The following is a 26,073-nucleotide window of genomic DNA, read 5'->3' on the forward strand; positions in this document are numbered from 1 at the left end:
CGCGCTACAGCAGCTTTTCGATATCGCCGGCGATCGCGTCCGGCTTCGTGATCGGCGCATAACGCTTCACGATATTTCCGTTCCGATCCACCAGAAACTTCGTGAAGTTCCATTTGATCGCCTCCAGCCCGAGCACCCCCGGCTCCTTCTCGGTCAGATACTTGAACAGCGGATGCGCGTTCGCGCCGTTGACGTCGATCTTCGCGAACATCGGGAAAGTGACGCCGTAGTTCTTCTCGCAGAAGTCGCCGATCTGGGCGGCATCGCCCGGCTCCTGCTTGCCGAACTGGTTGCACGGGAAGCCAAGCACCTCAAAGCCGCGCCCCGCCAGCCGCGTGTACAACTCCTGGAGTCCCTTGTATTGCGGCGTGAAACCGCACTCGCTCGCCGTATTGACGATCAGCAGCACCTTGTCGCGGTACTGGTCGAGGCTGACGGTCGCGCCGTCGAGCGTCTCGGCCGTGAAGCCGTAAATACCGCCGGTAGTTGAACTCATGGCATGTTCCCCGCTGGAAGTTGAATTCAGGCGATGCTACTACCGCCCGCGATTGCCCGCCATTGGCCGAACGGACGATCCCTGTGCAGAGGCGCGGCCGGTCTAAAATAGCGCTTTCCTCAAGCCCGCGCCCTTCGCCGCCATCCCGACGTGATCCGCTTCAACCAGTTCAGCCTGTCCCGCGGCACCAAGCCGCTTTTCGAAGAGACGAGCTTCACGCTCAACCCGGGCGAGAAAGCCGGTCTCGTCGGCGCGAACGGCGCAGGCAAGTCCACGCTCTTTGCCGTGCTGCGCGGCGAATTGCACGCGGACGGCGGCGACTTTTCGATGCCGCCGTCGTGGCGCATCGCGCACGTCGCGCAGGAGACGCCGGCGGTCGATCGCACCGCGCTCGACTACACGCTCGACGGCGACACCCACTTGCGGGCGATCGAAGCGCGCATCGCCGCCGCCTCTGCCGCGCACGACGGCGCCGCCGAAGCCGAAGCGCACGCCGCTTTCGCCGATGCCGACGGCTACACCGCGCCCGCCCGCGCCGAAACGCTTTTGCTGGGTCTCGGCTTCACGCTTGCGCAGACACGCGAGCCGGTGTCGAGCTTCTCCGGCGGCTGGCGCATGCGCCTGAACCTCGCGCAGGCGCTGATGTGCCCGTCCGATTTGCTTTTGCTCGACGAGCCGACCAACCACCTCGACCTCGACGCGATCGTGTGGCTCGAAGACTGGCTCGCGCGTTATCCGGGCACGCTCGTCGTGATATCGCACGATCGCGAATTTCTCGATTCGGTCTGTAACGTCACGCTGCATCTCGAGAACCGGCAGGTGAAGCGCTACGGCGGCAACTACAGCCAGTTCGAAATCCTGCGCGCGCAGCAACTTGCGCTGCAGCAGAGCGCATTCGAGAAGCAGCAGAAGACCGTGCAGCATTTGCAGAGCTTCATCGACCGTTTCAAGGCAAAGGCGACCAAGGCGAAGCAGGCGCAAAGCCGCGTGAAGGCGCTCGAAAAAATGGAACTGATCGCGCCGGCGCACGCAAGTTCGCCGTTCACGTTCGAATTCCGCACGCCAGATGCCGCGCCCAATCCGATGATGGTGATGGAAGGCGTGCGCTGCGGTTATCACGGTGATGACGGCGCCGAGATTCCGATCGTCGAAGGCGTCACGCTGTCGATTCAAAGCGGTCAGCGCATCGGCTTGCTGGGCGCGAACGGTCAGGGCAAGTCGACGCTCATCAAGACGCTCGCCGACACGCTCGAACCGCTATCCGGTCACGTGCGCCACGGCAAGGGCCTGCAGATCGGCTACTTCGCGCAGCATCAGCTCGAGACGCTGCGCCCCGACGATTCCGCGCTTCAGCATCTGGCGCGCCTCGCGCCCGACACGCGTGAGCAGGAACTGCGCGATTTCCTCGGCAGCTTCAACTTCTCTGGCGACATGGCGACCGCGAAGATCGCGCCCTTCTCCGGCGGCGAGAAGGCCCGGCTCGCGCTGGCGCTCATCATCTGGCAGAAGCCGAACTTGCTGCTGCTCGACGAGCCGACCAATCACCTCGATCTCGAAACGCGTCACGCGCTGACGATGGCGCTCGCGCAGTTCGAAGGCACGCTGATCCTCGTGTCGCACGACCGGCATCTGCTGCGGGCGACGACCGACACGTTCATGCTGGTCGCGAAGCATCGGCTGAATCCGTTCGATGGCGACCTCGACGATTATCGCGACTGGCTGTTGCAGCACGCCGCCGAAACGCGGGCGGCAGCGAAGGAAGCGAGCGGTGCGTCGTCAGCGGGCGATCCGCAGGACAGCGCGCTCAACCGCAAGGAGCAGCGCAAGCAGGAAGCGCAGGAACGGCAGAAGCTGTCGCATCTGAAAAGGCCGTTGCAGTCGCGCATCGCGAAGATCGAGAAGGAAATGGACACGCTGAACGCGGAGAAATCGACGCTCGATGCATTCGTCGCCGATCCCGCCAGCTACGACGCCGCGCTTAAGGCGAAGCTCACCGAGACGATTCGTCGTCAGGGCGAAGTGAATGCGCGGCTCGAAACGCTGGAAATGGAGTGGCTCGAAGCGCACGAGGAACTCGAACAGATCAGTTCATGACGCCTTCTCCTGCCCTCGCCGGCCTCCGCGTGCTCGATCTGACGCGGTTGTTGCCCGGTCCGGTCGCGACCTTGCGGCTCGCGGAACTGGGCGCGGACGTGCTGAAGATCGAGCCGCCAGGCGAAGGCGACTACGCGCGCACCATGCTGCAAAACGAAGCGGAGCGCCTGAGCGGGACGCCGAGCGCGTTCTATCGCATCGTGAATCGCGGCAAGCGGACGATGACGCTCGATCTCAAGACCGAAGCGGGCCGCGCCGAGCTCATCGACCTCGCGCGTGACGCCGATGTGCTCGTCGAGAGCTTCCGGCCAGCGGTGATGGCGCGGCTGGGCGTCGGCTACGAAGTGTTACGTCAGATCAATCCGAAGCTCGTCTATTGCGCGATTACGGGCTTCGGAAGCACAGGCCCGTTCGCGGACAAGGCGGGCCACGATATCAATTACATCGCCTATGCGGGCGTGCTCGATCAGCTCGCGGCGCCCGATGGCACGCCCGTCGCGCCGAACTTCCAGCTGGCGGACTTGCTGGGCGGCGCGCTTTGCGCCGTGACCGAGATGCTCGCGGCCCTCTGGCATGTCGCGCGAGGCGGCGAGGGGCGTCGAATCGATGTCTCCATGACTCACTCGGTTCACGCGTTCAACGTAATGGCGCACGTCGCGCTCGCGCGTGGCGATGAACCGGGCACGCGCGCGGGCGCCGGCTTGCTCAACGGCGGCGTGCCCTGCTACGGCGTGTATCGAACGCGCGATGACCGGTTCATCGCGGTCGGCGCCCTGGAACTGAAGTTCTGGCAGACGCTGTGTCGCGCGCTCGGCCGCCCGGAATGGGCCACGCGGCACTGGAGTCTCGGGCAGGCTATCGGTGGCGCGGATGCAGCGGAATTGTCGGCGCAACTGGCCGCGTGCTTCCGCGAGCGCACGCGCGATGAATGGATCGCGCGCCTGGAACCGCTCGATTGCTGCGTGGCGCCCGTGCTGACGCCGGCCGAAGCGGCGGCGCATCCGCTTTTTCGCGGCTAGATCAGCCTAACGGCGCGGCAAGGTCTGACGCGGCTGACGCTCGTCGTCGACGAGCACATGCTTGCGCCCGGTCACATGGCGGCGAATGACGGCGACGACTTCGTCCTCGGTGACGTCCGCAGCCACGACGCGACGCGAAATCTGCCCCTCGCCGTCGATCCATTCGATGATCCGGCACCCGCTGCCCCACGGTTGCTGCAAGGGCGGCGACACGCGACATCCGCGCAGATGAAACGCGGGCTTGGCTCGCATTGTTTTGGCGTGCTTCAAAGCGTGGTCCTCTCGATGCTTCCGGCGCGTCGCAACGAAGCAGCCGGATCCGTAGCCTTAGGAGGATAGGCAAAGCACGCACGCGTTGGGTTACACGCGATAAGGGGTTTTTTACGGCGCGTTACGCGGGGTCCGATCCTTCAGCGCAAGTCATTCGAGGTCGCGCACACGGTCGATTGCTTCCTCGATGCGGTCCACGGCAATAACCTTCAGCCCGTCGATCGCCTGCTTCGGCGCATTCGCCTTCGGAATCAGCGCGACGGAGAAGCCGAGCTTGGCGGCCTCCTTCAGGCGATCCTGTCCGCGCGGCGATGGGCGAATTTCACCGGCAAGCCCGACTTCGCCAAACGTGATGAGCCCCTTCGGCAGCGGCTTGTTGCGCATGGACGAATGAATCGCGAGCAGGACGGCGAGATCGGCGGCGGGTTCCGTGATCTTCACGCCGCCCACCGCGTTGAGGAAAACGTCCTGATCGAAACACGCGATGCCCGCATGCCGATGCAGCACCGCCAGCAGCAACGCAAGCCGGTTCTGTTCGAGCCCGACCGCGAGCCGCCGCGGATTCGGCACATGCGCGGTATCGACGAGCGCCTGCACTTCGACGAGCAGCGGCCGCGAACCTTCCTGCGTGACGAGCACACACGAGCCCGCGACGCTTTGCTCGTGCTGTGACAGAAAGAGCGCCGACGGATTCGCGACGCCGCGCAAGCCCTTCTCCGTCATCGCGAACACGCCGAGTTCGTTGACCGCGCCGAAGCGGTTCTTGAACGCGCGAACGAGCCGGAAGGACGAGTGCGTATCGCCCTCGAAGTAGAGCACCGTGTCGACGATATGCTCCAGCACGCGCGGCCCCGCGAGACTGCCCTCTTTCGTCACGTGGCCGACCATGATGATCGCCGTGCCTGTCTGCTTCGCGATGCGCGTCAGTTGCGCCGCGCATTCGCGCACCTGCGCGACGGAACCCGGCGCGGAGGTCAGCGCTTCGGAGTAGATCGTCTGGATGGAGTCGATGACGGCAACTTCGGGACGCTGTTCGTCGATGGTCGCCTGAATCTTCTCGAGCTGGATTTCGGCGAGCAGGCTGAGATCGGCGGCGGCGCTTTCGTTCGCGCCGATCAACCCCAGCCGCTGCGCGCGCAATGCGATCTGCGCACCGGATTCCTCGCCGCTCACATACAGCGCCGGACGCTCGCGTGCAATCTCGGCGAGCGATTGCAATAGCAGCGTCGATTTGCCGATGCCCGGATCGCCGCCGATCAGCACCACGCCGCCCGGCACGAGCCCGCCGCCCAGCACGCGATCGAACTCGCCGACGCCGGTCGTGAAGCGCGGCACGTCCGACGCTTCGATATCCGCGAGACGCTGCACCGTCGAACTCTTGGCGAGCGCCTGGAAGCGATGCGCCGACGGCGCCTGCTCCGCCGACTCCACCAGCGTGTTCCACGCCCCGCACGCCGCGCACTGCCCCGTCCACTTCGGCGACTGCCCGCCGCATTCGCTACAGATATAGAGCGTCTTCGCCTTTGCTGCTTTTGCCACGTATTGCCTTGTCAGAAATTCGATTCGATTCGATTCGATTCGTTTGCGCGCCGACGACCCGGCCTCACTCCGCCCGCACCGGCACGCGTTGCGCGATCGCGCACATCAGCTCGTACCCGATGGTGCCGCACGAGCGCGCGACATCGTCGATCGGCAGGTTCGTGCCCCACAACTCGACGCGCGAGCCGATGCCCGCGTTCTGGCACGGCGTCAGATCGACGGTGAGCATGTCCATCGACACGCGGCCGACGAGCTTCGTCATCACGCCGTCGACGATCACCGGCGTGCCTTCCGGCGCGACGCGGGGATAGCCGTCCGCATAGCCGCACGCCACCACGCCGATACGCATGGCTTGTCCCGCGCGATACGTCGAGCCATAACCGATGCTTTGCCCCGGCTGCACCGTCTGCACGGCAATCAGTTCCGAGGAGAGCGTCATCGCGGGCTTGAGGCCAGTACTGGCGATATCGGCCGTCACGCCCGATGGCGACGCGCCGTACAGCATGATGCCGGGCCGCACCCAGTCGAAATGCGCGGACGGATGCCACATCACCGCCGCCGAATTGGACAGGCTGCGCGCCCCCGCGATGCCCTCCGCGCCACGCTCGAACGCCTCCAGTTGATGCGCGATGCCGCGCTCGCTGTCGGCGTCGGAGAAATGGGTCATTAGCGTGATCTGGCCGATCCCCTGACAGGCGCGCGCCCGCTCCCACGCGGCGCGAAAGCGCTCGGGCGTGTAGCCGAGGCGGTTCATGCCGCTATTCATTTTCAACTGAATATTCACCGGCTTCGACAGGCGCGCCATTTCCAGCATGCGCAGTTGTTCATCGCAATGCACGGCCGTGGTCAGGCTGTAGCGGTCGATGACGTCGATATCCGTTGGCCGAAAAAAGCCTTCCAGCAGAAGAGTCGGCCCGGCCCAGCCGAGTTCGCGCAACTTTGCGGCCTCTTCGAGGTCCAGAAGGCCAAAGCCGTCCGTTGCGCGAAGTCCGGGGAACGCTCGCGCCAGTCCGTGGCCATATGCATTGGCCTTGACGACAGCCCAGATCTTGGATTTCGGCGCGTATTTGCGCGCGATGGCGAGGTTGTTGGCGAGTGCGGGCGTATGAATGGTTGCTGAAAGGGGGCGCGGCATGAGCGTTTGGGTGGAATCACGGTTCGGGCGGAAAGACGCAAGCATACGCCAGCGGAGCGAGCGGCTGCTTCGTCGATCAAGACGCCTTGTGAATCAGGACCTTATGAAGAATCCCGCGCGCGGAGGCCTTTACGGATCAACCGTGTCACGCGCGATCGAGATTACTGCTAGTCAGAATGCGCCTATTTTCGTGTTATAAAGCCCTGCGCACAACCCATTTCGAACGGCATAAGCCCGAACGCATGACAGCAAGCATGACCAGCGTCCGGGGCGGATCACCCGCAGTGAGGAAAGCTTCGGATCAGATGAAAAAAGGTTTTTACACCATCATGGCCGCGCAGTTTTTCTCATCGCTGGCCGATAACGCATTACTGATCGCTGCCATTGCACTGCTGAAAGACCTTCACGCGCCGAACTGGATGACGCCGCTGCTGAAGCTCTTCTTCGTGCTGTCCTACGTGGTTCTCGCGGCATTCGTCGGCGCTTTCGCGGACTCGCGGCCCAAGGGCCATGTGATGTTCGTGACCAATTCCATCAAGGTGCTGGGTTGCATCACGATGCTGTTCGGCGCGCATCCACTGCTGGCTTACGGCATCGTCGGTTTCGGCGCGGCGGCATATTCGCCCGCGAAATACGGCATTCTCACCGAACTTCTGCCGCCCGACCGCCTCGTGGCGGCGAACGGATGGATCGAAGGCACCACGGTCGGCTCTATCATCCTCGGCACCGTGATGGGCGGCGCGCTCATCAGTCCGCACGTCGCCAGTCATTTGCTGGGTCTGAATATTCCGCGCATCACCACGCCGGCCGAGGCCGCGATGCTTGTCATCATGCTGATGTACGTCGTCGCCGCAATCTTCAACCTGCGCATTCCCGATACCGGCGCGCGCTATCCGAAGCAGGAAACGCGGCCGATCAAGCTCATCACCGATTTCGCCGACTGCTTCCTGACGCTCTGGCGCGACAAGCTCGGCCAGATTTCGCTCGCCGTCACGACGCTCTTCTGGGGCGCGGGCGCGACGCTGCAGTTCATCGTGCTCAAATGGGCGGAAGTGTCGCTCGGCATGACGCTTTCGCAAGCGGCCATCCTGCAGGCGGTGATCGCGGTCGGCGTCGCGGTGGGCGCGGTGCTCGCGGCGGCGCGCGTGCCGCTCAAGCGCTCGCTGTCGGTGCTGCCGGTCGGCATCATGATGGGCATCGCCGTCATGCTGATGGCGTTCTACACGCGGCATCTCTTTCCGGCGCACTGGGGCATCTACTTCGGCAAGATGCATTTCCCCGGCTATCTGCTGGTCGCGTATCTCTTCCTGATGATCGTCGGCGGCCTGTCCGGCTTCTTCGTCGTGCCGATGAACGCGCTCTTGCAGCATCGCGGACACGTGCTGCTGTCGGCCGGGCATTCGATCGCCGTGCAGAACTTCAACGAGAACCTGTCGGTGCTGGTGATGCTGTGCCTGTACGCGGTCCTCGTGTGGCTCGACGTGCCGATCCAGTTCGTCATCGTGCTGTTCGGCTCGTTCGTGTGTCTGATGATGTACTTCGTCATGCGCCGGCATCAGGCGAATCAGCGCGCGTTCGATTCCGTCGCGCTGATCGGCGAGGCGCGGCACTGACGGCATCGCGTGACGCCGGGTAGTCTTCACTCATCATGCAATCAGCCGATCTCTTCTCCTTCGTCACGCGCGTGCGCGATCAAGCGCCGCTCGTGCATTGCCTGACGAACCTCGTCGTCACGAATTTCACCGCGAACGTGCTGCTGGCTGTCGGCGCCGCGCCGGCGATGGTCGTCGCACGCGAGGAAGTCGCCGAATTCGCGCCGCTTGCCCATGCGCTGTCGGTGAATCTCGGCACGCTCGATTTGCCGCAATCGCGGGCGATTCGCGCCGCCGTCGACGCCGCCAATGGCGCGGGCAAGCCCTGGGTGCTCGATCCAGTGGCCGTCGGCCCGCTCGCCTTTCGCACGCAGTTCGCGCTCGAATTGCTCGATGCGAAGCCGGCGGTGATTCGCGGCAACGCGTCGGAGATCATCAGCCTGTCGGGCGGCACGGCGAGCGGGCGCGGCGTGGACAGCACCGCCGCCACCGACGCCGCCCTCGACGCCGCGCAAGTGCTCGCGCTGAATACGCAGGCCGTTGTCGCGGTGACGGGCGAAACCGACTACATCACCGACGGCCGCCGCGTGATCGCGCTGTCGAACGGCTCGCCGCTGATGACGCGCGTGACGGGCGTCGGCTGCGCGCTGTCCGCGACGGTCGCGGCATTCGCCGGCGTTGCAGCATCGCGCGACGAGCGCTTCATGGCGACGGTCGCCGCCATCGCCTATTCGACCGTGGCCGGCGAACTCGCCGCACGCGACGCGGCCTTGCCCGGCAGCTTCGCGGTCGCTTTACCTGGACCGGCTCGCCTCTCTGGACGCGCACGCGTTCGACACGACGCTCGTGCAGCGCGACGTCGCGCTTTCCTGACATGCGTTCTTCCTTCGACCTCTCGCTCTACCTCGTGCTCGATCCCGTGCAGTGCGGCGGTCACGAGGCCGCGCTCGACGTGGCGCGTGCGGCGCTGGACGGCGGCGCGACGGTCGTGCAACTGCGCGCGCCGGAGTGGCACAAGCGCGCGTGGCTGGCGCTGGCGCTCGACCTCTTGCCGCTGACGCGCGCCCACGGCGTGCCGCTCATCATCGACGATCACGTCGACATTGCCCTTGCCGCCGGCGCGGATGGCGTGCACGTCGGCCAGCGTGATCTGCCGGCGGACGTCGCGCGGCGGCTGATGGGGCCGGACGCGCTGATCGGCCTGTCGGTGTCGAGTCCGGGTGAAGTGGCGCAGGCAAACGCCATGCAGGGCGTCGTCGACTATCTCGGCGCGGGGCCGGTCTACGCGACGCCCACGAAAACCGACGCCTCCGCGCCCTGCGGCATCGACGGCCTCGCCGCACTGTGCGCTGAAGCGCGCTTTCCGACGGTCGCGATCGGCGGCATTCAGGCGCACAACGCCGCCGACGTGATGCGCGCGAAACCGGCGGGCCTCGCGGTCGTATCCGCGATCTGCAAGGCCACGAATCCGCGCGAAGCCGCGGCGGCACTGCGCGCGACGATCGACCGCGCACGAACTTGATCCTTCCGATGACTTCGACCAAACGCATTCCCAACGCGCTCACCATCGCCGGTTCCGACTCGGGCGGCGGCGCGGGCATTCAGGCCGACCTCAAGGCGTTTTCGGCGCTCGGCGCGTACGGCGCGAGCGTGATCACCGCGCTCACCGCGCAGAACACGCGCGGCGTGACGGCGGTCCATGCGCCCGATCCCGGCTTCGTCACGGCCCAGCTCGACGCCGTGTTCGGCGACATTCGCATCGATGCGGTGAAGATCGGCATGCTGGCGAACGCGGGCATCGTGCGCGCGGTGGCGGATGCGCTGCGGCGGCATCGTCCGGTGCATGTCGTGCTCGACACCGTGATGATCTCGAAGAGCAATCATGCGCTGCTCGCGCCGGAAGCCGTCGCCGCGCTGCGCGACGAACTGCTGCCGCTCGCAACGCTCGTCACGCCGAATCTGCCCGAAGCGGCGGCCTTGCTCGGCGTGGAAGCCGCCATCGACGAAGATGCGATGGTGCGACAGGGCGAAGCCTTGCTCGCCGCGGGCGCGCGTGCGGTGCTGATGAAGGGCGGGCATCTCACCTCTTCGGACAGCCCCGACTGGCTGATCGAGGCTTCGGGCGCGCTGCGGCTTTCCGGCGCGCGCGTCGCGCTGAAAAACACGCACGGGACGGGCTGCACGCTGTCATCGGCAATCGCCGCGCTGATCCCCCAAACGGACGATCTGGGGACCGCGACCGCCGAAGCGAAGCGTTATCTCACCGGCGCGATCGAGGCGAGCGCGCGGCTCGACGTGGGTCATGGCGTCGGCCCGGTCCATCATTTTTATCGCTGGTGGTAAGCGCCGGAGCCGCGCCGATTACAGCGCCGACGCCGCGAACGCCCGCGCCCGCTCCGGCCAGTCGTCCGGCACGATGAATCCGCGCGATTCCTCCGTCCAGCCGCCCGCGCCGTCGCGGACGTAAGAGGCGACCATCGTCGGCGCCACGGCGGCCTGCAGGGATGCGTGAATCGCGGCGGCTTCGGCCATCAGCAATTCGGCATCGCCGGCTTGCAGGCGGCGCGATGCGAGCCACGCGAGGCGCGGTTGCACGACCCACGCGCGGGCGTCGTCGATTGCTTCGTGCCCGGCCCGCCACTCCGACGCCGTCAGCCACCAGCCGCGCACATGCCGCTCGCCGGTTTCGGGTGCGGGCATCACGGCATCGTCGTGATAGAAAAGCCGTCCCTTGATGAACAACTGCGCGTCCCACGGACCATCGAGCTTGAGCGCCGCGAATTCCGCACGCGTGGTCAGCGCGAGCTGATGCGTAAGCAGCCGCCCATATTTCAAATCGAAGCGGTCCTGCAGATTCGGCCCGACGTAATCGGACAGGCGCGCCGTCGCCGACGCGCCATCGCCGATATGCAGGTAAAACTTCACGGCGAGTTCCCAATGCACGCGCGCGCCGTCCGCCGTTTCGAGCAGAAAATCACATTCGCCGATGGTGCGCCGCTGCTGCCTGAGCGGGACGTTCGCCGCAACGAGACGCGCGGCGGGACCGTGCGCCAGGAAGAATTCGAGCAGGCTCTCCGCATAGATGCCGAGGCGCGTGGACCTGGGATTGCGTGAGCGGACATGCAGCGGATCGGGCGCGGCGTCGAGCGTGTGCAGCCAGGTGAGCGTGGCCTCGCGCTCGGCGGACGATGCAAACGGCTGCGCGAGTTTCGCGCCGGCTTCGTCGGCGCGCAGCAGATCGGGCGCGAAAAGCAGCCACGCCAGGTCACGCACGGTCGCGTCCTCGAATTGATCGACGAGACGCGACAGATCGCTCATCCCCGCGCGCCCTTCTCTGCTCCCGGTTCCACGCCGAGTGCGGCGAGCGCTTCCTGATGGGTTTTGCGCGCAAGGCACAGATCGGCCCAGGCCTTCGCCTTGTCGGGCAGGCTGCGCAGCAGATACGCCGGGTGATAGGTGACGACGACCGGCACCCCGCGATATTCGTGAACACGCCCGCGCAGCGACGCGATGCTGCCGTCGCTCTTCAACAGGCTCTGCGCGGCGAAACGCCCGAGTGCGACGATCACTTTCGGCTTCACGAGTTCGACCTGACGCTGAAGATACGGCTCGCAGCGCGCAACTTCGTCGGGTTCGGGATTGCGGTTGCCGGGCGGCCGGCACTTGATCACGTTGGCGATGTAGACATTGGATTCACGCGACAGCGCGAGCGAACGCAACATGTTGTCGAGCAGCTTGCCCGCCTGACCGACGAACGGCTCGCCCTGCTTGTCCTCGTTCTCGCCGGGCGCTTCGCCAATCAGCATCCAGTCCGCCTCCCGGTCGCCGACGCCGAAGACCGCGTTCGTGCGGCGCTCGCAGAGGCGGCATCGTTCGCAGTTCGAGACGCGCTCCGCGAGCGGATCCCAGTCGAGCGTATGGATGTCGTCGGCGGCGTCGGGCGCGACGGGCGGCTCGATAGAGGGCGCTTCGTCAGTCCAGGGGAGATCGTCGTAGGCTTCGAAGGGCGGCGCGTCGAAGTCTTGCGGCGTGGCATCGAAGCGTTGGGGGACGGACGATTGCGACGCTGGCGGCGCTGGCGGCGCTGGCGGCGCTGGCGGCGCGGCTTCGAGTGTGCGCGGTTCGTTCGTTGTCGATTTGCGTTGCGGCGTCAACGGCGATTCGACGTCGCGTGCGTCCGGCAACGGGGCGGCTGATGCCTGTCCGGTCGCTGGTGTCGAAACCCGGGCGACCGTGGAGCGCGACTGATCCGAGCCGGTCGCATCGGTCGATTCGTTCGGCGCCGCGTGCTCGCCCGCTGGCGCCGAAATTTGCGCATCCGCCGGCATGTCGCCCAACGCCAGAGCCGTCGTCTGCGCCGTGTCAGCGCGGGCCGGACTCTCGCCCGACCGCCGCCGCACCCAGACCGGCCCGAATCCCAACTCCTCGATCAGCAATTCATCCAGCGCCATGCGCACTCTCCTTGAACGAAAGACGCATGACGATTGCGTCCTCGCGCGACCGATGCCGCGCGGGATAGTAATTCTTGCGACGCCCGATGGCCGTGAAGCCGAAGCGCTCGTAAAGCTGAATCGCCCGCGGATTCGACGGCCGCACTTCGAGCAGCATGCCGTCCAGCTTCTCGGCGTGCGCGATGCGCACCGCCTCGCGCAGCAGCGTCAATCCCGCGCCCGCACCCTGGGCCGCCGGCGCGACGCAGAGATTGAGCAAGTGCATTTCATCGACGACCGGCATCAGCACGCAATAGCCGACGAGCGTTCCCGTCACATGACGAAGGCATACGCCGTAATAACCGTTGCGCAAGGAATCCTGGAAATTGCCGCGACTCCACGGAAACTCGTAGGCGAGTCGCTCGACGGCGGCGACTTCGTCGAGATCGGCTTCGGTCATCGGCGTCAGATACCGATCCGCGAGCAGCACGCCGCTCACCGGAGCGCCTCCTCGCGGGCGGCGTCGGCGTCGCGCTTGCCGGCGGCGGCGCGCGCTTCCGTCCGCTCGGCCGTCGTCTGCGCGACCTTGTTGCGCACATAGTCGGGCGCGGCCAGTTCCGGCGCGACCGCACGCCCGGCGCGCAGCGCGCGCAAGCCCAGCAGCGCGACCGGCAATGCGTGAGGCAGCGCGTTCCGGTCGACATGCGCGGCGGCGGCGAGCGCCGGCAGACGGTCGCCGAAAGCCGCGGCCGCGTTGCCCGCGAGCGCGAACGGCGCATCGGGGAGCGGCAGCGCAGCGGGAGCATCGAGCGATGCCGGATGCACGACGCGCCAGTCGGCGGTATCGGCGTCGAATGCGTAGTCCGCCCAGTACACCTCGTCCATCCGCGCGTCGAGGGCCGCCAGCACACGCGGCGGCAGCGACGGATCGGCGAGGCGCGCGGCTTCCGCGCACGCGAGCAGCGTGCTGACCGGCACCACCGGCACATTCAGCCCGAACGCCAGCCCTTGCGCTACGCCGGTCGCGGTGCGAAGGCCGGTAAAGGAGCCCGGCCCCGCGCCGAACGCGATCGCGCTGCAATCGGCCAGAGCGAGGCCGGCTTCGTCGAGCAACTCGCGCACGGCCGGCAAAAGGCGCGTGCTCGATACCGCGCCGGTGGCTTCATGGCGGAGCCAGACACGCGTATCGCCGCTTTCATAGTGAGGCGCGGATCGGGAGGATTGCTGCGAGGCGGGATCGTCGAGCAGCAGCGCGACGGAGCAAAATTCCGTCGACGTATCGAGAGCGAGCAGGATGGTGCGGGTCATGGCCGGTATTGTAATGCGGGACGGGCCATGCTTTCGCACGATGCTTGCGGTCGAACCCTTCGCGATTCGAGGAAAGCCTCGACAGGCGAAGCGCGTATCGCTTGCTAAGATCGTCGGCCCATTCCGATGCACAGGACACGACGCATGACCGACATCGACCGGCAATTCGCCCAGGCTCAAATCGACGTGAAAGAACTGCGCGAGCGCCCCGGCAATCTGACGCTCCTGCGGCTCTATGCGCTGTTCAAGCAGGCGAGCATCGGCGACGTGCAAGGCGAAAAACCGGGTTTCACCGACATCGCCGGGAAATACAAATACGAAGCGTGGTCGGCGCTGAAAGGCACGCCCGTCGATACGGCCAAGCAGCACTACGTCGAACTCGTCGAGTCGCTCAGGCGCGGCGAAGCAAGCTGACCGAGGCGCGCTGGCGTCCCCGCCGTCGATGCCCTTCGATGGCGCGGAATGCGTCAATATGTGGCGCGGTGCAGCAAATTCCGTTATACTAGCGTTTCAGCAGCGTGACTGTCGTTTGCATGTATAAAGCATGCGCCGCTCATGAATGCCGCTTCGTAGCGTTTTGCTCCAATCCAGTTTAGAAACTGTCCCTTCCCTGCTAGGCCGCAGCGCAATTTGCGCGCTGTTTGTTCCGCGGCCCGTCATGCATCAGGCTGACGTCAGTGCTCCCCGAGCCTGCCGTATCCGATACAGCTTCTAACAACATTACTCGCCTTCTGTTTGCGCGAGTTGCCCCCGTTTTTCGATTTGCTCGCTGTTTCTTCGCTCGCTGAATCCAACGACTTGGGTATGCCGATTGGCGCCGACGCCTTATCTTCCGTTTCAAGGATCGACATGACTTCGAGTATTACCCCTAGCCCGTTGGACAACATCGCAGCACAGACGCTCGGCACCGCCCCTATCGTGGACGCAGTTGCAGCCGCAGCAGTCGCAGCCCCGGCCGTCGAAGCGCCCGCCGGCCCGACTTTCGAATCGCTCGGCCTTTCCGCCGACATCATCACCGCGCTGACCGCCGCTGGCTATCAGTCCCCGACGCCCGTGCAGCAGCGCGCGATTCCCGCCGCGCTGGCCGGCCGCGACCTGCTCGTCTCGAGCCCGACGGGCTCCGGCAAGACCGCGGCGTTCATGCTGCCGGCCATCGAAAAATTCTCGCAACTCGAAAAGCTCCAGGCGCAAGAACCGCGTCAGCCGCGCGATCCGAACGCGCGTCCGGGCCGCCGTCCGCAGCCGGTCGCACGTCCGCAACTGCTCGTGCTCACGCCGACGCGCGAACTCGCAATGCAAGTTTCCGCCGCCGCGACCACGTATGGCCGTCACCTGCGCCGTCTGCGCACGGTGAGCATTCTGGGCGGCGTCGCGTATGGCCAGCAATTGATGCTGCTCGCGAAGAACCCCGAAATTCTCGTGGCGACGCCGGGCCGTCTCATCGACCATCTGGAACGCGGCCGCATCGACCTGTCGAACCTCAACATGCTCGTGCTCGACGAAGCCGACCGCATGCTCGACATGGGCTTCATCGAAGACATCGAGACGATCGTCGCCGCTACGCCGGCCACGCGTCAGACGCTGCTCTTCTCCGCGACCATCGACGGCAAGATTTCGTCGCTGACGGGCCGTCTGCTGAAGGACCCGGAACGTATCGAGATCGTGCAGAAGCTCGAAGCGCGCAACAACATCGCGCAGACCGTGCATTACGTCGATGACCGCGATCACAAGGATCGCCTGCTCGACCACCTCTTGCGCGATTCGGAGCTGGATCAGGCCATCGTTTTCACCGCCACCAAGAGCGACGCCGACCTCATCGCCAATCGTCTCGCCGGCGCCGGTTTCGAATCGGCTGCGCTGCACGGCGATCTGCCGCAAGGCGCGCGTAACCGCACGATTCGCGCACTGCGCGAGCGTCGCGTGCGCGTCCTGGTGGCGACGGATGTCGCCGCCCGCGGTATCGACATCCCCGGCATCACGCACGTCTTCAACTACGACCTGCCGAAGTTCGCGGAAGACTACGTGCACCGCATCGGCCGTACGGGCCGCGCGGGACGCAGCGGCACGGCCGTGAGCCTCGTGCACCACGCGGAAACCGGTGCGCTCAAGCGCATCGAGCGCTTCGTGCGTGCACCGCTGCCGGTGAACGTCGTGGTCGGTTTCGAGCCGCGCAAGTCGGCGCCGAAGGGCGGTTTCGGCGGCCGTGGCCGTCCGGCCGGCGGTAACGGCGGACGCCGCTTCGGCAGCGGCAGCAGCAACGGCGGTGGCCGCGGCTATGGTGCGAGCAACGCCAGCGGCTACGGCAACAAGTCGAGCACGGGTTCGCGTGACGGCGGCGGCTATCGCGGCGCGAGCACCGGCGGCGACGCCGAAGGCGGCTATCGCGGCGGCAACCGTGACGGTGGTTTCGGCCAGCGCGACGGCTACAGCGCACGCCGCAACGACGGTCCGCGCGCACCGCGTCGCGGCAACTGATCGTTGACGACGTAGAGCCGAGGTGGCGTCAGACGCCACCTCGCGCTGCCAAACAAGAAAACCGATGCCTCGCGCATCGGTTTTTTTTCGTCCGTCACCACATTTCACGGTGCGCAACGGCTTTTTGTTTCGCAAAAGTTTTGCTGCGCGGCACAACCGCAGCACTTGCAGCATGGGAAAAGGCGTTTCTCCATGCAAAATGCTCGCCGTAACTGATTGTTTATTCATAGAAACTTTCCTGCCAGATTTCTCCCGAGAACGCTGTCTCCTATCGTTGCACTCGCTTAGACTCTTATATAAGAGTTGAGCAAACGCAGACCGCCAAGCTCGGCGCCTCACTGCTCAGTTCGCAAGAAGCATCGATACCAGTTCGTCGTACAGCCAATCTCAAGGAGAAACGCCATGACCTCCCGTCAACAACAAGCTCAGCAACTCCATCAGCAATGGGAAACCGATCCGCGCTGGAAAGGCATCAAGCGCGGTTACTCTGCGGAGGACGTCGTGCGTCTGCGCGGCTCGGTGCCGGTCGAGCACACGCTCGCGCGACGCGGCGCGGAAAAGCTGTGGTCGCTGATTCACGATGAGCCGTTCGTCAACGCGCTCGGCGCACTGACGGGCAATCAGGCGATGCAGCAGGTGAAGGCCGGCCTCAAGGCCATCTATCTTTCCGGCTGGCAAGTGGCCGGCGACGCGAACATCGCGGGCGAAATGTATCCGGACCAGTCCCTGTATCCGGCGAACTCGGTGCCGCTCGTCGTGAAGCGCATCAACAATACGTTCACGCGCGCCGATCAGATCCAATGGTCGGAAGGCAAGAATCCGGGCGATGAAGGCTATATCGACTACTTCGCGCCGATCGTCGCCGATGCGGAAGCGGGTTTCGGCGGCGTGCTCAACGCCTTCGAACTGATGAAGGCGATGATCGAAGCCGGCGCAGCGGGCGTGCACTTCGAGGATCAACTGGCATCGGTCAAGAAGTGCGGTCACATGGGCGGTAAGGTGCTCGTGCCGACGCGCGAGAACGTCGCGAAGCTGGTCGCCGCGCGTCTCGCCGCGGACGTGTGCGGCACGCCGACGCTGCTGGTCGCGCGGACCGATGCGGAAGCCGCCGATCTCGTGACATCCGACGTCGACGACAACGACAAGCCCTTCCTCACCGGCGAGCGCACGGTGGAAGGCTTCTACCGGACGCGGCCGGGTATCGGCCAGGCAATTTCACGCGGTCTCGCCTACGCGCCGTACGCTGATCTCGTGTGGTGCGAGACGGGCAAGCCGGACCTCGAATACGCGAAGCAATTCGCCGAAGCGATTCACAAGGAGTTCCCGGGCAAGCTGCTGTCGTACAACTGCTCGCCGTCGTTCAACTGGAAGAAGAATCTGGACGATGCAACCATCGCCAAGTTTCAGCGCGAACTCGGCGCGATGGGCTACAAGTTCCAGTTCATCACGCTCGCGGGCTTCCATGCGCTCAACTACTCGATGTTCAACCTCGCGCACGGCTATGCGCGCACGCAGATGAGCGCGTTCGTCGAGTTGCAACAGGCCGAGTTCGCCGCCGCCGACAAGGGCTTCACGGCGGTCAAGCACCAGCGCGAAGTCGGCACCGGCTACTTCGACGCGGTCACGCAGACGGTCGAGCGCGACGCATCGACGACGGCGCTGCACGGATCGACGGAAGACGAGCAGTTCTTCGACAAGAAGGTCGCGTAATAGCGGATGGCTGGTTAAATCAGGGAGAGCGGTGAAAGCAGCGGCGGTTGCGGCGCGTAGTTGGAAGCGCGTCGCGGCCGCCGCTCGACGACATCATCGGTACACGATGACCGGAATCTTGGTGTGCGTGAGCACGCGCTGGGTTTCACTGCCGATCAGCAGACTTCCGAGCCCGCGACGGCCGTGCGAGGCCATCAAAATGACGTCGCAGCCGTTCTGTTCCGCCGCGTCGATGATGCCGATGTACGGCGCGGCTTCGATGCTCGTCACGCTCGCGCAGGGAACGCCGGCGCTTTCAGCCGCGCGTTCGACGGCGCGCAGGTGTTCGCGCGCTTCTCGATCGGCGCGGGCGTGGAAGTCGTCGGGCGGCTCGACGGCGACATCGGCGAAAGGGGAGTATGGATACTGCGGCAGGCACGCGTACGCGGTGATGCGCGCGCCGACGGACTGCGCGAGATCGATGGCGCCGTCGATGGCTTTCTGCGACAGCTCGGAGCCGTCGGTCGGTACCAGGATGTGCTTGAACATGGCGTCCTCCTTCGGAACGTCGGGGCACGGTTCAATTGTAGTCAGGCAGGGAACCGCGCGACAGGTTCATATGCATTGGCCGGTGCGACTTAGGGGGCTGTGCCTGGACGCCTTCGCTTTCGAACCGGTGTTTGTTGAAATGGACAAGCGCGAATGGGATGAGATCGGCTAGCTGAATTCATCGCGGAGAGCAGGGTTCGATCGCGAGAAATCGGCGCCTGTGCCGTACGTTGGACGCGCGCCAGCGTCGGCGCGCGCCGCTTGGCCGGGGAGTTGTCGAACGGAATTGATTCACGCTGCGCGTCGCCGTGTTTCCGCTAACGACGCAGCACGATAGATCGAAGCGATTCACGATCTGTTCGACGGCCTCGTGCTAGTCCAGCGAGGCTTTCGCGATGACCGCGCGGAACGTCCGACGTGCGCCGCAATGCGGTCGTCGAGCGCGTTTTTAGTCACTTGCAGGCGCGTGCAGCGCGAAACGATTTCTACCATCGCGACCTGAGCGCATCGGCAAGCCAAGCGGGACCGGTTCGAAGCGCGCCGCGATTGCATCGAGCTTTTGCCGTTCGAAACTGCAGACGCGAGCAAGTACGCAATCAGCAACCCGAGTCCGATTCGTCGAACTGCAGTTTATCCATAGGATTCCGTAGCAATCGCGCCGACATACAAGCCAGATCCACCCTACTCACCCGGCCAACCTACTCCCCCCAATACCCCGAAGCGTGGTACGTATGCTTGAGCAAATCGAGAAACAGCCGTACTCGCAACGGCAAATGCCGGCGCTGAGGAAACACCGCATGGATGCCGATAGGCGGTGCGGCGAACGCATCGAGCACGCTCACGAGCCGTCCAGCGCGGATATCCTCGCCCACTTCCCACCACGATCGCCACGCAAGTCCGCGACCTTCCAGGCACCATTCGTGAAGCACCGCGCCGTCCGAGCATTCCATCGTGCCGGATACCTTGATCGTCACGACTTTGCCGTCCTGCTGAAACATCCAGCCGCGCTGCTGGTTCGCCGACGCCCCCAGCGCAAGGCAATTGTGATGCGCGAGCGCAGCCAGATTCGTCGGCTTGCCGCGTTTCGCCAGATAGTCCGGCGACGCGACGCACACGCGCCGGTTTTCGCCGAGCTTGAGCGACACGAGCGACGAATCCGGCAGTTCCCCGAGCCGCACCGCGCAATCGAAGCCCTCGTTGACAAGGTCGACCATGCGGTCGGTCAAATCGAGACTCACGGACACATCCGGATGCAAGGTCGTGAACTTCGGCACGAGCGGCGCGACATGACGCCGGCCGAAGCCAGCCGGCGCGGACACGCGCAAATGCCCGCTCGCCTTGACGCCGCCCGCCGACACGCTCGCTTCCGCGTTCTGCATGTCGTTGATGATGCGCTGACAGTCTTCGAGAAACGCCGATCCTTCGAAGGTGAGCGTGATCTTGCGCGTCGTGCGGACGAGCAGCTTCACACCGAGCCGTTCCTCCAGGGCATCGATCCGCCTGCCGATGACAGCCGGCGCAATGCCTTCCGCCTGCGCCGCAGCCGAAAGACTGCCTTTCGCGGCGACGGCCGCGAACGTCTCAATCTGCTTGAACCGATCCATGCACTTTCTTCTTCGATACCCGATGTCCGGGCACAGATTAGGTGGCTAAAAGTAAAAGATCAAGTGATCCGGCGATGCTTTTTCCATCACTTCGATCACCAATAGAATTCGTCCCGACCTCTTCCAGGAGCGCAAGGCTATGTCGGCCATAACGACACACGCATCGTCATCCGGTTCATCCGGACTTCCCCGAGCCGTTATCTTCGACGCCTACGGCACGCTGTTCGACGTGCATTCCGTCATCGCGGCCGCCGAGCAGCTATTCCCCGGCAACGGCAGCGCGCTTTCGCAGCTCTGGCGACAGAAGCAGATCGAATACACGCAACTGCGCACGCTCGCCGATCCGTCCGGCGGTCGCTACGTCCCGTTCTGGAACATCACGATCGACGCGCTGCGTCATGCCGCCGCGCGCCTCGGCTTGGCGCAAGCGCTGACGAGCACCGCCGAAAAGCGTCTGATGGACGAATACGCGTGCCTGTCCGCGTTCCCCGACGCGCTGGCCGCACTCGACGCACTGCGCGAGCGCTTCGGCCTTCCGCTCGCGATCCTTTCCAACGGCAATCCGCCGGTGCTCGACATCGCCGTGAAAAGCGCCGGCATGACGGGCCTGTTCGATCACGTCCTCTCCGTCGATGCCGTCCGCGCGTACAAGCCCGATGCCCGCGCCTATGAACTCGGCACGCGCGCCTTCGGCATCGCCCGAGCGGCGGCGCGCGAGATCGTGTTCGTGTCGTCGAACGGATGGGACGTCGCCGGCGCGGCGTGGTTCGGCTACACGACGTTCTGGCTCAACCGCGCCGCCCTGCCAGTCGAGAACCTCGGCGTCGTCCCACATCGCGAAGGACGCGACATGAGCGAGCTCGTCGCGTTCATCGAAGGGGCGTGAGCGCCGCATCGCATTGAAAGTACAACCACCACGCAAGACCGTCTGACCGACCAAGGAGAAAACACATGACGCAAACGTCGAATCCGCTCTCGCTGCCCGAAGGCATGGCAATCTCGGCCGATATTCAGCCCGGCTTCGAAACGATCCTCACGCCGGAGGCGCTCGCCTTCGTCGCGATGCTGCATCGCCGCTTCGAGCCGCGCCGTCAGGAACTGCTGGCCGCGCGCATCGAACGGACGAAGCGGCTCGATGCGGGCGAGCGTCCCGGCTTCCTCGAAGAAACGAAGGCCATCCGCGAAGGCGACTGGACTGTTGCGCCGCTGCCGCAGGATCTGCAGTGCCGCCGCGTGGAAATCACGGGGCCGGTCGAACGCAAGATGATCATCAACGCGCTCAACTCCGGCGCCGATTCGTACATGACCGACTTCGAGGATTCGAACGCGCCCGTCTGGGAAAACCAGATTGCCGGTCAGATCAATTTGAAGGAAGCCGTGCGCCACACGATCTCGCTGGAACAGAACGGCAAGTCGTACAAGCTGAACGACAAGGTCGCGACGCTGATCGTGCGCCCGCGTGGCTGGCATCTCGATGAAAAGCACGTGACCGTCGACGGCCAGCGCGTCTCCGGCGGCATCTTCGACTTCGCCCTCTTCCTGTTCCACAACGCGAAGGAACTGATCGCACGCGGCAGCGGCCCTTACTTCTATCTGCCGAAGATGGAAAGCCATCTCGAGGCGCGCCTGTGGAACGACATTTTCGTTGCGGCGCAGGAAGGCATCGGCATCGCACGGGGCACGATTCGCGCGACCGTGCTCGTCGAAACCATCCTCGCCGCTTTCGAGATGGACGAAATCCTGTACGAGTTGCGCGAACATAGCTCCGGGCTGAACGCAGGCCGCTGGGATTACATCTTCTCGGCAATCAAGAAGTTCAAGAACGATCCGGACTTCTGCCTCGCGGACCGCTCGCAGATCACGATGACGGTGCCGTTCATGCGCGCCTACGCGCTGCAATTGCTCAAGACGTGCCACAGGCGTAACGCGCCGGCCATCGGCGGCATGGCTGCGCTGATTCCGATCAAGAACGATCCCGCCGCGAACGACAAGGCGATGGGCGGCGTCCGCGCCGACAAGGCCCGCGACGCCACAGACGGTTACGACGGCGGCTGGGTCGCGCATCCGGGACTCGTTCCGATCGCGATGGAAGAGTTCGTCAAGGTGCTCGGCGACAAGCCCAACCAGATCGGCAAGCAGCGCGACGACGTGCAGGTGACGGCGCACGATCTCCTCGATTTCCGCCCCGAAGCGCCGATCACCGAAGCGGGCCTGCGCAACAACGTGAACGTCGGCATCCACTATCTCGGATCGTGGCTTGCTGGCAATGGCTGCGTGCCGATCCACAACCTGATGGAAGACGCCGCTACCGCCGAAATCTCGCGCTCGCAGGTGTGGCAGTGGATTCGCTCGCCGAAGGGCAAGCTGGACGACGGCCGCAAGGTCACGGCGTCGATGGTGCGCGAGATCGTCATCGACGAACTGGAGAAGGTGAAGCTGAGCGTCGGCGGCTCGGGAAGCGACACGAAGCCGTATGAGCGCGCCGCGAAGATTTTCGAGACCATGTCGACGTCGGAGCAATTCACCGAGTTTCTGACGCTGCCGCTTTACGAGGAAATCTGATCGCGGGGTTGCTTCGCACGATGAACGGCCCGCGGGCCGTTCGTCCATGCGAGCCGCGTCACGGAGAGCGCACGGCGTGTGCTACATTGCGCATCGTCTTTTTCAACGATTCAACCGTGGAGCGCACTCACCGTGCGAACGACAGCATGAGCAATATCCAGCTCGATATCGAATGGACCGACGCGGCATCGCGCAAGATTGAAAAACTGATGCCCCGCAACGCCGATAAGGACGCATTTCTGGCGCTGCCGCCGATCGAATGTCTGCCGATGGAAGGCGACGTGCTTTTCCTTGGGCCGGACGGAAAGCAGCAGCCGTTCATCGTGGCGGAGCGTCAGTATCACCATGACGGCGAAGCGGACTGGACCATCATCCTCATTCTCGACGTCCCGCAGGCCACACATTAAGCCTGAGTCTTAGCGCCGCGCGTCATAGCAGTTTGCTTGCGACATGCACTTCGCCGTGCTCGACGAATTCGGGCGCCTTTGCGCGAAACGCCTGGATATGCGCCGTCTTGCCGTGCTCTTCGAGCGCGGCTTCGCTTTCCCAGCGTTCGACGAAAATAAAGCGGCGCGGCTCCTTGATATCCCGATGCAGGTCGTATTGCAGCGCGCCGGCCTCCTGGCGCGTCGGCTCGACGTTGGCTTCGGCCAACTGTCTGAGTTCTTCTTCCTTACCCGGCTTGGCGACAAAAATAGCGACGACGGCGACTTCTTGCACGAGCGATTCTCCTTGTTTTCAGTAATACGTTAAAACCGAAGCATAAACGCGCGCCAGAAAAACTGCCTGAAGCGCATATCGTCATGACAAGAAAAAGCCCGCGCTTTTTTAGAAGCGCGGGCGAAAGCCGTCGCCCTACGAGGATAGGCGACGGGGCCATCGGGGCTCGCGTGACGAGCCAATGTTCGGGATAGTTGTTTCGATCACGGCTTTGTCAGAGCCGCGCGGCGCAGTCGTCTCGCCATGCACGCAATGTAATGGTCGCGCGCCAATTTTTATAAGCTATTGCGCACATTCGACGATAGAAACAATCGTCAGCGCAATATATGTGTGCGGTTTATATCAGGCGCGCCTCGCTTAGTAGCGCAACTGCGATTCGCGAGTTCGCGCGCGGTGAATGCAAGGCGAAAAAAACCGCCCCGTGTAGAGGCGGTTTGCATGCGATACAACGTTGGGTATCGACGCCAGCGGCTTAGCTGATCTGACCGGCGAGGAGCGCCATGATTTGACGCGCTTGCGGCGAAGCATCCACTTCGCCCTTGTCATCGACGATGGCGACCCGCGTCTGCCCTTCGGTGATCGCGCGGACGTTGACCTGATACTGCTTCGCGATGATTTCCTTGCGCCCGTGAAAAACCTGGCTCCAGAAGCCTTGCTCGCGCGCGGTCTTGTCGTTCGGATCGACGTAGCGCACGTAATAGACGCCACGGGCGCGGTCGCGATCGTCGACGGTGAAGCTCGCGCGGTCGAGCGCGATGCCGACGCGCAACCACGCGCGGTCATACGCTTCGGGCAGCGTCAGTTGCGACGATGCCGCTTCCGGCACCGCTTCGTTGCGGATGGCGCTATTGCCGGCGTTGGCGGCGTTCTGCGCAGCCACGGCGGCGGCTTTCGAATCGCCGCCCTTGGCGGGCTGTGCGTTGGCTGTGTTAGCCGATTGCGCGCCCGCGTCCGCAACGCCCGATGCCGTCCGCGAGTCCGCCAACGCCAGTGACGACATCAGCCGCTTCAGATATTCGTTTTCCAGCGCGGGATCGTTGGGCCGCGCCTGCCACTGGCTCGAATCGTTGTTGACGCCCGTGAGCGCCTCGCGCATGCCCTTCTGGCTGATGAACACGTACGTGCCGCCGCTCGGCGCGGCTTCGAGACGCGTGCGGTACTTGTTGCGCTCGGCGGTGACATACGAGTTGCCGGTGGCCTTCGCGAGCGTGTCGCGGATCAGCCCGTCCGAAATCTGCGGATGCGTTTCGTTCCAGTCGGTTTCCATCACGCCCTTGTCACGCGAATCGACGACCAGCAGGAACCCCTGCTCTTGCCAGAAGCGGCGAATTTGCGGCCAGACCTGGTCCGGCGAACGGCCGTCGACGACGAGCCAGCGTTCCGCGCCGTCGCGCTGAATGCGCATGCCCGATACGGGCGGCACCACAGTGGGCGCATTGGGCGCGACTTTCTGAACCTGCTGGAGGTCGGAAAGCGATGCCTGCCCGCTTTGCGGCGGCAGCGAACGCTGATCGCCCGCTTCGTCGAGAAGGTTCGGCGGAATGGCGAGCGACGACTGCTTCGAGCGCTGATCGCTCTTGTAGTTGATCGCGGTGGGCGAGGAAGTGCCGCAGCCCGCCACGATCCCGGCCACCGTGAGAAGCGCAGCCATCCGCTTGGTCACACGAAAATCTGTCATGTCTGGAAAGTCCTTCCGCTACGCCACGGGGTTTGTCCGTGGATCAACCCAGCATTTTACCGGTCCGGCGGACCGACGTGCAAAAAGAGGCATCGAATGCCCGCCCGTGGCGCGTTCGTCTCGCCGAACACTGAGCTTCGTCAACTGCCGAATACAAGCGATTGGCCGTCGGCAACGTCTGAAGTCACTGTCCACGTTCGTAATTCACTGCACGGTTTGATGAATCATGCACGCCGCTTCATTTTGACAATTTATGACATTCGAGACAATCGTCGCGCCGCTCTTCCGGAATCGCGCAAAGCCTTGTTTTCAGGCGCTTCTTTCCCGCCCACGATCATTTTGAGGCGAACTGGCGACGCGGCTAGCCCGTTTCGTCCGGCGCCTAATTCCTCTTAGAATCCAATCTCAAAAATAGGAATAATCCCAAGAAGTCGGAAAAGAGAGTGCAAAAACTAAGACATCCTCATCAGATGGCCGGGGCCGCCATCGTGATGACCATCCTGTTGAGCGCAAGCTCGCTTTCCCATGCACAGCTCGGCGCGACGGGGACCGCCGTGGATGCATCCGATGGAACCGTCATGCATCGTTCCGAAAGCGGACTCGTGACGTATCGCGAGACGACCGACGCGCACGGAATCGTCGTGCGTCAGTACGTCGATGCCACGGGCGCGGTGTACGCGGTGTCCTGGCGCGGGCCGGCGATGCCCGACGTGCAGACGCTCCTCGGCGCGTATTTCCAGCGTTTCAGGGACGGCGCGAGCGCGTCGGCGGGCGATGCCGGGCTGCACACGGCGCGCGTCGCGGACGGCGACCTCGTCGTCGAAAACCACACGCGGCTGCGCGAGTTCAGCGGCCGCGCGTGGCTCGCGAGCGCGTTGCCGTCAGGGGTGTCGGCGGCGGATATCGAATAAGC

General features: G+C 64.5%; 24 protein-coding genes and 1 pseudogene. 13 read left to right on the plus strand and 12 right to left on the minus strand.

The annotated features are described in order from the left end of the window. Positions 1–4: 4 nt before the first annotated feature. Complete coding sequence (locus AB6804_RS01300; RefSeq protein ID WP_370884919.1) at positions 5–496, minus strand: glutathione peroxidase; 492 nt, start codon at positions 494–496, stop codon at positions 5–7. 150 nt (positions 497–646) lie between these two features. On the opposite strand from AB6804_RS01300, the gene AB6804_RS01305 reads away from it, so the two are divergent. Together AB6804_RS01305 and AB6804_RS01310 are read left to right on the plus strand one after the other, a co-directional pair. Continuing rightward, a complete protein-coding gene (locus AB6804_RS01305) occupies positions 647–2,590 on the plus strand; it encodes an ATP-binding cassette domain-containing protein (protein ID WP_370884920.1) in 1,944 nt (647 codons plus the stop codon). After that, positions 2,587–3,609: a CaiB/BaiF CoA transferase family protein gene (locus AB6804_RS01310; protein WP_370884921.1), complete on the plus strand. Its 1,023-nt coding sequence runs from the start codon at positions 2,587–2,589 to the stop codon at positions 3,607–3,609. Before AB6804_RS01305 ends, AB6804_RS01310 begins: the two co-directional genes overlap by 4 nt. Positions 3,610–3,615: 6 nt before the next feature. Here the strand turns inward: AB6804_RS01310 and AB6804_RS01315 are convergent, their stop codons facing one another. The 3 genes from AB6804_RS01315 to alr all read right to left on the minus strand — a co-directional run bounded on the left by AB6804_RS01315 (position 3,616) and on the right by alr (position 6,553). Further along, entirely contained in the window at positions 3,616–3,861 is a 246-nt protein-coding gene (locus tag AB6804_RS01315; RefSeq protein ID WP_174447233.1) for a DUF2866 domain-containing protein, read from the minus strand. Between the two features lie 168 nt (positions 3,862–4,029). Continuing rightward, complete coding sequence (gene radA, locus AB6804_RS01320; protein ID WP_035966950.1) at positions 4,030–5,418, minus strand: DNA repair protein RadA; 1,389 nt, start codon at positions 5,416–5,418, stop codon at positions 4,030–4,032. Positions 5,419–5,482: 64 nt separating this feature from the next. Continuing rightward, positions 5,483–6,553, minus strand: coding sequence for an alanine racemase (gene alr / locus AB6804_RS01325; RefSeq protein WP_370884922.1), 1,071 nt, complete (start codon positions 6,551–6,553; stop codon positions 5,483–5,485). 305 nt (positions 6,554–6,858) lie between these two features. On the opposite strand from alr, the gene lplT reads away from it, so the two are divergent. The 4 genes and pseudogenes from lplT (at position 6,859) to thiD (ending at position 10,488) form a co-directional block, all read left to right on the plus strand. Continuing rightward, entirely contained in the window at positions 6,859–8,166 is a 1,308-nt protein-coding gene (gene lplT, locus AB6804_RS01330; RefSeq protein WP_370884923.1) for a lysophospholipid transporter LplT, read from the plus strand. A gap of 35 nt (positions 8,167–8,201) precedes the next feature. Next, positions 8,202–8,882: pseudogene (gene thiM, locus AB6804_RS01335) on the plus strand (hydroxyethylthiazole kinase); the annotation flags it as partial. Between the two features lie 137 nt (positions 8,883–9,019). After that, positions 9,020–9,667 (plus strand): thiamine phosphate synthase, encoded by a 648-nt coding sequence (thiE, locus tag AB6804_RS01340; protein ID WP_370884924.1) that lies wholly within the window; start codon positions 9,020–9,022, stop codon positions 9,665–9,667. An 8-nt stretch (positions 9,668–9,675) separates the two neighbouring features. Next, entirely contained in the window at positions 9,676–10,488 is an 813-nt protein-coding gene (thiD, locus tag AB6804_RS01345; protein ID WP_370884925.1) for a bifunctional hydroxymethylpyrimidine kinase/phosphomethylpyrimidine kinase, read from the plus strand. An 18-nt stretch (positions 10,489–10,506) separates the two neighbouring features. Here the strand turns inward: thiD and AB6804_RS01350 are convergent, their stop codons facing one another. From AB6804_RS01350 to tsaB, 4 genes are read right to left on the minus strand one after another with little or no spacing between them, the layout of a single operon-like run. Continuing rightward, positions 10,507–11,463 carry a DUF1853 family protein gene (locus tag AB6804_RS01350; protein ID WP_370884926.1) on the minus strand — a complete coding sequence of 319 codons (957 nt, stop codon included), beginning with the start codon at positions 11,461–11,463 and terminating at the stop codon, positions 10,507–10,509. Beyond that, entirely contained in the window at positions 11,460–12,596 is a 1,137-nt protein-coding gene (locus tag AB6804_RS01355) for a uracil-DNA glycosylase family protein (protein WP_370884927.1), read from the minus strand. Before AB6804_RS01355 ends, AB6804_RS01350 begins: the two co-directional genes overlap by 4 nt. Further along, a complete protein-coding gene (rimI, locus tag AB6804_RS01360) occupies positions 12,583–13,074 on the minus strand; it encodes a ribosomal protein S18-alanine N-acetyltransferase (RefSeq protein ID WP_035966969.1) in 492 nt (163 codons plus the stop codon). The genes AB6804_RS01355 and rimI overlap by 14 nt, the downstream gene beginning before the upstream one ends. Continuing rightward, complete coding sequence (gene tsaB / locus AB6804_RS01365; RefSeq protein WP_370884928.1) at positions 13,071–13,883, minus strand: tRNA (adenosine(37)-N6)-threonylcarbamoyltransferase complex dimerization subunit type 1 TsaB; 813 nt, start codon at positions 13,881–13,883, stop codon at positions 13,071–13,073. Before tsaB ends, rimI begins: the two co-directional genes overlap by 4 nt. Before the next feature lie 144 nt (positions 13,884–14,027). On the opposite strand from tsaB, the gene AB6804_RS01370 reads away from it, so the two are divergent. From AB6804_RS01370 to aceA, 3 genes are all read left to right on the plus strand, one after another. Beyond that, positions 14,028–14,297: an acyl-CoA-binding protein gene (locus AB6804_RS01370; RefSeq protein ID WP_370884929.1), complete on the plus strand. Its 270-nt coding sequence runs from the start codon at positions 14,028–14,030 to the stop codon at positions 14,295–14,297. A 435-nt stretch (positions 14,298–14,732) separates the two neighbouring features. After that, on the plus strand, positions 14,733–16,358 hold the full coding sequence (locus tag AB6804_RS01375) for a DEAD/DEAH box helicase (protein ID WP_370884930.1): 1,626 nt from the start codon (positions 14,733–14,735) through the stop codon (positions 16,356–16,358). A gap of 402 nt (positions 16,359–16,760) precedes the next feature. Then, the gene (aceA, locus tag AB6804_RS01380) at positions 16,761–18,068 is read left to right on the plus strand and encodes an isocitrate lyase (protein WP_035966980.1); all 1,308 of its coding nucleotides are present in this window, start codon (positions 16,761–16,763) and stop codon (positions 18,066–18,068) included. 93 nt (positions 18,069–18,161) lie between these two features. On the opposite strand, the gene AB6804_RS01385 is transcribed toward aceA, so the two are convergent. Together AB6804_RS01385 and AB6804_RS01390 are read right to left on the minus strand one after the other, a co-directional pair. Then, positions 18,162–18,596, minus strand: coding sequence for a universal stress protein (locus AB6804_RS01385; protein ID WP_035966981.1), 435 nt, complete (start codon positions 18,594–18,596; stop codon positions 18,162–18,164). 698 nt (positions 18,597–19,294) lie between these two features. Then, complete coding sequence (locus AB6804_RS01390; protein ID WP_035966983.1) at positions 19,295–20,200, minus strand: LysR family transcriptional regulator; 906 nt, start codon at positions 20,198–20,200, stop codon at positions 19,295–19,297. A 139-nt stretch (positions 20,201–20,339) separates the two neighbouring features. Between AB6804_RS01390 and AB6804_RS01395 the strand changes: the two genes are divergently transcribed. From AB6804_RS01395 to AB6804_RS01405, 3 genes are all read left to right on the plus strand, one after another. Next, positions 20,340–21,086: a haloacid dehalogenase type II gene (locus AB6804_RS01395; RefSeq protein ID WP_370884931.1), complete on the plus strand. Its 747-nt coding sequence runs from the start codon at positions 20,340–20,342 to the stop codon at positions 21,084–21,086. A gap of 65 nt (positions 21,087–21,151) precedes the next feature. Further along, a complete protein-coding gene (gene aceB / locus AB6804_RS01400; RefSeq protein ID WP_370884932.1) occupies positions 21,152–22,762 on the plus strand; it encodes a malate synthase A in 1,611 nt (536 codons plus the stop codon). Between the two features lie 146 nt (positions 22,763–22,908). Further along, positions 22,909–23,169, plus strand: coding sequence for a hypothetical protein (locus AB6804_RS01405; protein WP_035967067.1), 261 nt, complete (start codon positions 22,909–22,911; stop codon positions 23,167–23,169). Between the two features lie 22 nt (positions 23,170–23,191). On the opposite strand, the gene AB6804_RS01410 is transcribed toward AB6804_RS01405, so the two are convergent. Both AB6804_RS01410 and bamC read right to left on the minus strand, forming a co-directional pair. Next, entirely contained in the window at positions 23,192–23,482 is a 291-nt protein-coding gene (locus tag AB6804_RS01410; RefSeq protein WP_370884933.1) for a putative quinol monooxygenase, read from the minus strand. A 472-nt stretch (positions 23,483–23,954) separates the two neighbouring features. Then, positions 23,955–25,160, minus strand: coding sequence for an outer membrane protein assembly factor BamC (bamC, locus tag AB6804_RS01415; RefSeq protein WP_370884934.1), 1,206 nt, complete (start codon positions 25,158–25,160; stop codon positions 23,955–23,957). Between the two features lie 443 nt (positions 25,161–25,603). Here bamC and AB6804_RS01420 point away from each other — a divergent pair, with 443 nt between their 5' ends. Then, positions 25,604–26,071 (plus strand): DUF2844 domain-containing protein, encoded by a 468-nt coding sequence (locus AB6804_RS01420; RefSeq protein ID WP_370884935.1) that lies wholly within the window; start codon positions 25,604–25,606, stop codon positions 26,069–26,071. Positions 26,072–26,073 lie beyond the last annotated feature (2 nt).

Origin of the sequence: Caballeronia sp. RCC_10 (assembly GCF_041360715.1) — a bacterium.
Classification (GTDB): domain Bacteria; phylum Pseudomonadota; class Gammaproteobacteria; order Burkholderiales; family Burkholderiaceae; genus Caballeronia; species Caballeronia grimmiae.